We start from the raw sequence: 7,868 nt of genomic DNA on the forward strand, positions 1-7,868 counted from the left end.
GGGGATTCCTTAAGTTGGCTGGGCAGCGGCTGTGCGTGAATTTTTGCGTTGCCGGCGGACCATCTCGCCAGCGAGGGCGAGATAAGCGATGGCGCCGCGCGACTGCTTGTCGTAGGCCAGCGCCGGCATGCCGTAACTCGGGGCTTCCGCCAGGCGGATATTGCGCGGGATCACCGTGTCGTACAGCTGATCGCCGAAATGTTCCTTGAGTTGCGCGGAGACATCGTTCATCAGGCTCAGGCGCGGATCGAACATGGTGCGCAGCAGGCCTTCGACCTTGAGGTTCGGATTCAGCAGTTCGGAGATGCGCTTGATGTTATCCACAAGGTCGCTCAAGCCTTCGAGGGCGTAGTACTCGCACTGCATGGGGATAATCACCCCATCGGCGGCGACCAACGCATTGAGGGTGAGCATCGACAGCGACGGCGGGCAGTCGATCAGGATGTAGTCGTAGTTTTCCCGAATCGGCGCCAGGGCACTGCGCAGACGACTTTCCTTCATCTGCATTTCCAGCAGGACGACTTCCGCCGCGGTCAGGTCGCGGTTCGCCGGCAGCAGTTGATAACCGCCATGCTCGGAGTAGTGCATAGCCTGCGCCAGATCGCATTCACCGATCAGCAGGTCGTAGACCGAGTTTTCCAGGCTGTGTTTATCCACACCGCTACCCATGGTGGCGTTGCCTTGTGGATCAAGATCGATCAACAGCACGCGGCGCTTGGTAGCCACCAGCGATGCTGCGAGGTTGATGCAGGTGGTGGTCTTGCCCACACCACCTTTCTGGTTCGCTATCGCGAATACCTTAGCCATTCTTGCTTGTGTTCCCAATCATGCCGTGCGGCGCAGTATCAGCAGATGGCGTTGGCCTTGGCAACCGGGTACGGCCAGGGCGTGTTCGCTATCGAGGTGGAAGTCTGCCGGCAATGCTACCAGCTCATCGGCGGGGTGAACGCCCTTCATTGCCAGCCAGCGCGTATCCCGGTCGCCGAGGTGGCGGGTCCAGTTGGTGAAGTTCTCCATGCTGCTGAAAGCCCGGGAAATGATCCCGTTGAACAGCTGTTGCGGCTGGAAAGCTTCGACGCGGCTGTGGATAACCTGCAGGTTGTCCAGTTTCAATTCGAGTTTGACCTGGGTCAGGAAGCGGGTTTTCTTGCCGTTGCTGTCCAGGCAGGTCACCTGGGAGTCCGGAAACAGGATAGCCAAGGGAATACCCGGCATCCCGCCACCGCTGCCGACATCCAGCCAGCGTCCGTTTTCGATGAACGACATCACGCTCAGGCTATCGAGCAGGTGACGCGAGACCATTTCATCCGGATCGCGCACCGCGGTCAGGTTGTAAGCCTTGTTCCATTTGATCAACAGGGCCAGATACCCCAGCAGCGATCCGTGCTGGGCTTCTGTCAGGTTGACACCGAGTTGGCGAGCACCTGTGGATAACTCTTCTGCATGTTGCGGGGTGACCTGCGAACTCAAGCGCTTTGCTCCAACTGACGGCCCGCGCCGCGTTTTTTCAAGTGAATCATCAACAGCGAAATGGCTGCTGGCGTAACGCCCGGAATCCGCGACGCCTGGCCCAGGGTCTCAGGGCGGGTGGCGCCGAGCTTGCTCTGGATCTCTTTCGAGAGGCCGGAGATGGTGGTGTAGTCGATATCCACAGGCAGCCTGGTGTCTTCGCTGGCCCGCAGGCGAGCGATTTCGTCCTGCTGGCGATCGATATAACCGGCGTACTTGGTCTTGATTTCGACCTGCTCGGCGACCTGTGGATCTTCCGCGCCCTGCCCGGTCACTTCGACCAGACCAGCGTAGTCGATTTCCGGACGGCTCAGCAGATTCAGCAAGTTGTACTCATGGGTCAGCGGCGTGCCGAATTTTTCGGCGATCGCATCACCCTGTTCGGTCCCCGGGCGCACCCAGGTGCTTTTCAGGCGCTGCTCTTCCAGGGCAATGCCTTCGCGCTTCTTGCAGAACGCCGCCCAACGGACATCGTCGACCAGACCCAGTTCCCGACCTTTCTCGGTCAGACGCAGGTCGGCATTGTCTTCGCGCAGGATCAGGCGGTATTCGGCGCGGGAAGTGAACATCCGATACGGTTCCTGGGTACCCAGGGTAATCAGGTCGTCGACCAGAACACCGATGTAGGCCTCGTCACGACGCGGGCACCAGCTGTCTTTGCCCTGCGCGCGCAATGCCGCGTTGGCGCCGGCCAGCAAACCTTGGGCGCCGGCTTCTTCGTAACCGGTGGTGCCGTTGATCTGACCGGCGAAGAACAGGCCACCGATCACTTTGGTTTCCAGACTGTATTTCAGGTCGCGCGGATCGAAATAGTCGTACTCGATGGCATAGCCGGGACGCACGATGTGAGCGTTTTCCATGCCGCGGATCGATTGCACGATCTGCAACTGCACATCGAACGGCAAGGATGTGGATATCCCGTTCGGGTACAGCTCGTGGGTGGTCAAGCCTTCGGGTTCGATGAAGACCTGATGGCTTTCCTTGTCGGCAAAACGATGGATCTTGTCTTCGATCGACGGGCAGTAACGTGGGCCGATACCTTCGATCACCCCGGAATACATCGGCGAACGATCCAGGTTGGACGCAATGATTTCATGGGTCCGGGCGTTGGTATGGGTGATCCAGCAACTGACCTGCCGTGGATGCTGTTCTTTCGAACCCAGGAACGACATCACCGGAATGGGGGTGTCACCCGGTTGTTCGGTCATGACCGAGAAGTCCACCGAACGGCCATCGATACGCGGCGGCGTGCCGGTTTTCAGCCGACCGACGCGCAGCGGCAATTCACGCAGGCGATGGGCCAGGGCGATCGAAGGCGGATCGCCGGCCCGGCCACCTGAATAGTTCTGCATTCCGATGTGGATAAGTCCACCAAGGAAGGTTCCTGTGGTCAACACCACGGATTCCGCGAAGAAACGCAGGCCCATCTGGGTTACTACGCCTCGCACCTGGTCCTGTTCGACGATCAGGTCATCCGCTGCTTGTTGAAATATCCACAGGTTCGGCTGGTTTTCCAGGATTTCGCGGACAGCTGCCTTGTACAGGACACGGTCCGCCTGTGCACGAGTAGCGCGCACGGCTGGACCTTTGCGGCTGTTCAGCACGCGAAATTGAATACCACCTTTATCGGTAGCCATGGCCATCGCGCCGCCAAGGGCATCGATTTCCTTGACCAGATGGCTTTTACCGATGCCGCCGATGGCGGGGTTGCAGCTCATCGCTCCGAGGGTTTCCACGTTGTGCGTCAGCAATAGGGTTTTTGCCCCCATGCGTGCTGATGCAAGTGCTGCCTCGGTACCGGCATGACCGCCGCCGATGACGATCACTTCAAAACGGGAAGGGAAATCCACCACGCACCTCGTGCCTGCTTATATGGGTAAAAAAGAATGGGTTCTTGGGATAACGGACAAGTATAGGGTCTTCGCCCTTTCTAAAGAACCCTTTGCACAAAATTTAACCAGCTTGTGGATGACTCGCGGACAAAAGAAATTAAAAAGAAAGAAATTTATAAAATCTTTGTTTTTATGTTTATTCTTAGGCAGCCACCTATCTGTGGATAGATTTACACAGCCCTTTATTTTCAATGTGTACAGCGATTCAAAAGTCTGTGATTAGCTGGCCATGAGGCCCTTGGATAACCGGTGTAAGCCTGTGGATTAAAGTAGTGCTTATCCACAGAGGGAGTTTTCCTCACTTTTCGGGGCCTGTTATCAACTGAGCCTGGGGGCGGTTATTCACAGGGCTTAATCCACAGAATTCGGCTGCAGAGGGCCATATTTCGCCCACGACGAAGCCGCCGATACGCTGGATGGCGTTCGGCAAGCTCGAAATTCGTGGAGGAAATACGCGGGAGGGGCTTTTAGCCGTGATCCCTACGGATCACGGCGAGCCTGTTCGTTCTGTCTGAAAGAGGATGTTACTTGCCGATGCAGAAGCTGGAGAAGATCCGGCCCAGCAGGTCATCTGAGCTGAAAGCACCGGTGATTTCCCCCAGGGATTGCTGAGCCTGGCGCAAATCTTCGGCCAATAGCTCGCCGGCACCGGCCAGGGTCAGCTGCGAACGGCCATGTTCCAGCGCGGCGCTGGCGTGATGCAGGGCTTCCAGGTGACGCCGGCGTGCGCTGAAGCTGCTCTCGGATGTCTGCTCATAGCCCATGCAGGCCTTGAGATGTTCGCGCAACAGTTCCAGGCCTTCGCCCCCAGCCTTGGCGCTCAGGCTGATCGTGACGTGGCCGTCGTCGCTGACTTCCAGGCCTATGGTTTCGGCGCTCAGGTCGGCCTTGTTGCGGATCAGGGTGACTTTCGCCGGATCCGGACGCTGCTCCAGGAACTCTGGCCACAAGGCGAAGGGGTCCGCCGCCTCGGGAGCCGTGGCGTCGACCACCAGCAACACGCGATCGGCTTCACCGATGGCCTTGAGCGCCCGCTCCACCCCGATCTTTTCCACCTGGTCATCGGTATCGCGCAGTCCCGCGGTGTCCACGACATGCAGCGGCATGCCATCGATGTGGATATGTTCGCGCAGCACATCCCGGGTGGTGCCGGCGATATCGGTGACAATCGCTGCCTCGCGCCCGGCCAGGGCATTGAGCAGGCTGGATTTGCCGGCATTCGGACGCCCGGCAATGACCACGGTCATGCCATCCCGCAGCAGCGCGCCTTGCCCGGCTTCGCGGACCACGGTGGATAACTCGTCCCGCACGGCATCGAGCATCTGCAGGACATGGCCATCGGCCAGGAAGTCGATTTCCTCTTCGGGAAAGTCGATGGCCGCCTCGACATAGATGCGCAGCGCGATCAGTTGCTCGGTCAGGTTATGCACACGCTTGGAGAACGCTCCCTGCAACGAACGCAGGGCATTGCGCGCGGCCTGGGCGGAGCTGGCTTCGATCAGGTCGGCGATGGCTTCGGCCTGGGCCAGGTCGAGTTTGTCGTTGAGGAACGCCCGTTCGCTGAATTCCCCGGGCCGCGCCAGGCGACAGCCCAGTTGCAGGCATCGCTGCAACAACATGTCCAGGACGATCGGGCCGCCGTGGCCCTGCAGTTCCAGCACGTCTTCGCCGGTAAAGGAGTTCGGCCCCGGAAAATACAGGGCGATGCCTTCATCCAGCACCTCGTCCTGGTCACTGAAGAACGCTCCGTAATGGGCGTAGCGCGGCTTCAGCTCACGACCGCTGATGGCCTTCGCGGCAACGCTGGCCAGCGGTCCGGAAATCCGCACGATGCCCACGCCACCACGGCCCTGGGCAGTGGCGACGGCTGCGATGGTTTCACGAGGGACATTCATAACCCGCTCCAGACATTAAAGAGGCAGACAAAAGAGACAGATAGCAAAACGCCCCACTAGGGGGCGTTTTGAGTGGTTATCCACAGAGTAGGTCAGGCAGCTGCTTTCTTGGTAGCCGCTTCGATCTTCCGGGTGATGTACCACTGCTGGGCAATCGACAGGCAGTTGTTCACAACCCAGTACAGCACCAGACCAGCCGGGAACCACAGGAAGAAGAAGGTGAAGATGATCGGCATCATTTTCATCACCTTGGCCTGCATCGGGTCCGGCGGAGTCGGGTTCAGCTGCTGCTGGATGAACATGGTCGCGCCCATGATGATCGGCAGGATGAAGAACGGATCCTTGATCGACAGGTCGGTAATCCACAGCATGAACGGCGCCTGGCGCATTTCCACACTTTCCAGGAGTACCCAGTACAAGGACAGGAACACCGGCATCTGCACGAGGATTGGCAAGCAACCACCCAGCGGATTGATCTTCTCTTTCTTGTACAGCTCCATCATGGCTTGCGACATTTTCTGCCGGTCGTCGCCATGTTGTTCTTTCAGGGCTGCCAGTTTCGGCGCCACGGCACGCATGCGCGCCATGGATTTGTAGCTGGCTGCGGACAGAGGGAAGAAGATCCCCTTGATCAGCATGGTCAGGAAGATGATCGACCAGCCCCAGTTACCCACGATGCTGTGGATATGTTGCAGCAGCCAGAAGATCGGTTGGGCGATGAACCACAGGATGCCGTAGTCGACCGTCAGTTCCAGACCTGGGGACAACTCTTTCAGTACAGCCTGGCTTTTCGGCCCGGCGTACAGAACAGCACTGGTTTCGAGCTTGGCACCCGGTGCAACGCTCAGCGCTGGGCCGGTGTAACCGATGATGTAGTTGCCTTTGCTGTCTTTACGGGTCTGGACGATGTTGTTTTCGCCCTTGGCCGGAATCCACGCAGTCACGAAGTAGTGTTGCAGCCAGGCTACCCAGCCACCGGTGACGGTTTCTTTCAGCTGACCTTTGTCCATGTCTTTCATGGACACTTTTTTGTACGGCTCCGAACTTGTCCACAGGGCGGCGCCCAGGTAGGTCGCGGTGCCGGTAGCGGTGGTGGACGAAGGATCGGCGCTAGCGTCGCGCTTGAGCTGGGCGAACATCGCACCGGACCAGGGCTGGGCGCTCTGGTTATCGATCAGGTAGGAAACGGTTACGTCATACAGGCCACGTTTCAGGGTGAAACGCTTGATGTAGTTGACGCCGTCCTTGCTGAACTTCAAGTCGACGACCAGTTGGTCCTGACCGTCAGCCAGCTGATAAGTCTTCTTCTCCGAGGAGTAGACCGGACGACCGGCCGGATTGGCGTCCGGACCGTTGCTGCCGATCAAGCCGCTCTGGGCCAGATAAACCCGCTCGCCGCCGTTGTCGAACAGCTGGAATGGCACATCCGGACGGTCCTGGCGACGTGGATACAGTGGCAGGGTCAGTTGAGCGACGTCGCCACCCTGTGGATCGATCGCCAGATCGAGCACGTCGGTTTTGATTTCGATCAGATCCTTGCTGGCAGCCACCGGCGCTTCGGCGGGAGCGCTGGTATCGCTTGCGGCGCGCGGAATGTCGTCGCTGGCGGAAGCGCTATTGCCAGTTGCGGTGTCCGGCAGGCCCGGTGTGGTCGTACTGGAAGCAACATTCTGAGTCGGCAGGGCAGCCTGGCCGTAGTCCTGGTTCCATTTAAGGACCATGACGTAGGACACGATTGCCAGGGCGACGATCAGGATCGTGCGTTTGATATCCATGATTACTCGGCCATCGAAGAAGAACGGGAGGTAGGGATAGGCGGAACCGGGTCATAACCACCGGGATTCCACGGATGACAGCGACCTAAACGACGAAAGGTCAGCCAGCCTCCGCGCAGAAGGCCATGATTTTCGATGGCTTCGTACGCGTAGCAGGAACAGCTGGGATAGAAACGACAGTGACTGGCCATCAGGGGACTAATGGCGTAGCGATAAAACTGGATCGGAACGAGTGCCAGTTTACGCATTGGTACTGTCTACCCCCACAGTTTCGGTGTTGACTGCTGGTGCAGGCTTGTTACGGGCCAGACGTTTCCAGAGCTTGCCGAAATGTTGAATCAATTCGGGGTTTTCTACATCGCCCAAACCTTTGCGCGCGACGATAACGATGTCCCAGCCGACCAGAGCATCCTGGTGCAGGCGAAACGATTCACGCATCAGACGTTTGAGACGATTGCGCTCAACGGAGAGCTTGACGCTCTTTTTTCCGATCACCAACCCCAGACGGGGATGATCAAGATCGTTGTTACGCGCAAGGAGCAGGAGATTTTTCCCCGGAACCTTGCCGGTAGGGGAGTCAAAGACTGCCTTGAAATGCCGGGGTGTAAGCAGACGCTTTTCCCGACTGAAGTCCTGACTCACCTCCAGTGCCGGAGTATCAAACTGCCAGACGCGCGCGACCTTTGGCGCGACGGCGGGACAGGACGGCACGACCGTTCTTGGTAGCCATGCGAGCACGGAAACCGTGGGTACGAGCGCGTTTGATAGTGCTTGGTTGGAAAGTACGTTTCATGTCG

General features: G+C 58.6%; 8 protein-coding genes. All 8 read right to left on the reverse strand.

The window, feature by feature from the left end; genetic code table 11:
* Window positions 1-9 precede the first annotated feature (9 nt).
* Window positions 10-807, reverse strand: coding sequence for a ParA family protein (locus tag TO66_RS31625; protein ID WP_044465903.1), 798 nt, complete (start codon window positions 805-807; stop codon window positions 10-12).
* 18 nt (window positions 808-825) lie between these two features.
* A complete protein-coding gene (rsmG, locus tag TO66_RS31630; RefSeq protein ID WP_044465904.1) occupies window positions 826-1,470 on the reverse strand; it encodes a 16S rRNA (guanine(527)-N(7))-methyltransferase RsmG in 645 nt (214 codons plus the stop codon).
* Window positions 1,467-3,359 carry a tRNA uridine-5-carboxymethylaminomethyl(34) synthesis enzyme MnmG gene (mnmG, locus tag TO66_RS31635; protein WP_044465905.1) on the reverse strand — a complete coding sequence of 631 codons (1,893 nt, stop codon included), beginning with the start codon at window positions 3,357-3,359 and terminating at the stop codon, window positions 1,467-1,469. Before mnmG ends, rsmG begins: the two co-directional genes overlap by 4 nt.
* 566 nt (window positions 3,360-3,925) lie before the next feature.
* Window positions 3,926-5,296, reverse strand: a complete 1,371-nt coding sequence (mnmE, locus tag TO66_RS31640) for a tRNA uridine-5-carboxymethylaminomethyl(34) synthesis GTPase MnmE (protein WP_044465906.1) — start codon at window positions 5,294-5,296, stop codon at window positions 3,926-3,928.
* A gap of 92 nt (window positions 5,297-5,388) precedes the next feature.
* Window positions 5,389-7,071, reverse strand: a complete 1,683-nt coding sequence (yidC, locus tag TO66_RS31645) for a membrane protein insertase YidC (RefSeq protein WP_044465907.1) — start codon at window positions 7,069-7,071, stop codon at window positions 5,389-5,391.
* A 2-nt stretch (window positions 7,072-7,073) separates the two neighbouring features.
* A complete protein-coding gene (yidD, locus tag TO66_RS33115) occupies window positions 7,074-7,319 on the reverse strand; it encodes a membrane protein insertion efficiency factor YidD (protein WP_010465488.1) in 246 nt (81 codons plus the stop codon).
* Window positions 7,312-7,713 carry a ribonuclease P protein component gene (gene rnpA, locus TO66_RS33120; RefSeq protein ID WP_218187722.1) on the reverse strand — a complete coding sequence of 134 codons (402 nt, stop codon included), beginning with the start codon at window positions 7,711-7,713 and terminating at the stop codon, window positions 7,312-7,314. Before rnpA ends, yidD begins: the two co-directional genes overlap by 8 nt.
* A gap of 16 nt (window positions 7,714-7,729) precedes the next feature.
* Complete coding sequence (gene rpmH / locus TO66_RS33125) at window positions 7,730-7,864, reverse strand: 50S ribosomal protein L34 (protein WP_003213577.1); 135 nt, start codon at window positions 7,862-7,864, stop codon at window positions 7,730-7,732.
* Window positions 7,865-7,868: the final 4 nt, after the last annotated feature.

Source organism: Pseudomonas sp. MRSN 12121, assembly GCF_000931465.1.
Taxonomy (GTDB): domain Bacteria; phylum Pseudomonadota; class Gammaproteobacteria; order Pseudomonadales; family Pseudomonadaceae; genus Aquipseudomonas.

Coding starts and splice junctions, on each gene's coding strand:
- rpmH (WP_003213577.1), bottom strand. CDS start 7,864: ATGAAACGTACTTTCCAACCAAGCACTATCAAACGCGCTCGTACCCAC.
- TO66_RS31625 (WP_044465903.1), bottom strand. CDS start 807: ATGGCTAAGGTATTCGCGATAGCGAACCAGAAAGGTGGTGTGGGCAAG.
- mnmE (WP_044465906.1), bottom strand. CDS start 5,296: ATGAATGTCCCTCGTGAAACCATCGCAGCCGTCGCCACTGCCCAGGGC.
- yidC (WP_044465907.1), bottom strand. CDS start 7,071: ATGGATATCAAACGCACGATCCTGATCGTCGCCCTGGCAATCGTGTCC.
- yidD (WP_010465488.1), bottom strand. CDS start 7,319: ATGCGTAAACTGGCACTCGTTCCGATCCAGTTTTATCGCTACGCCATT.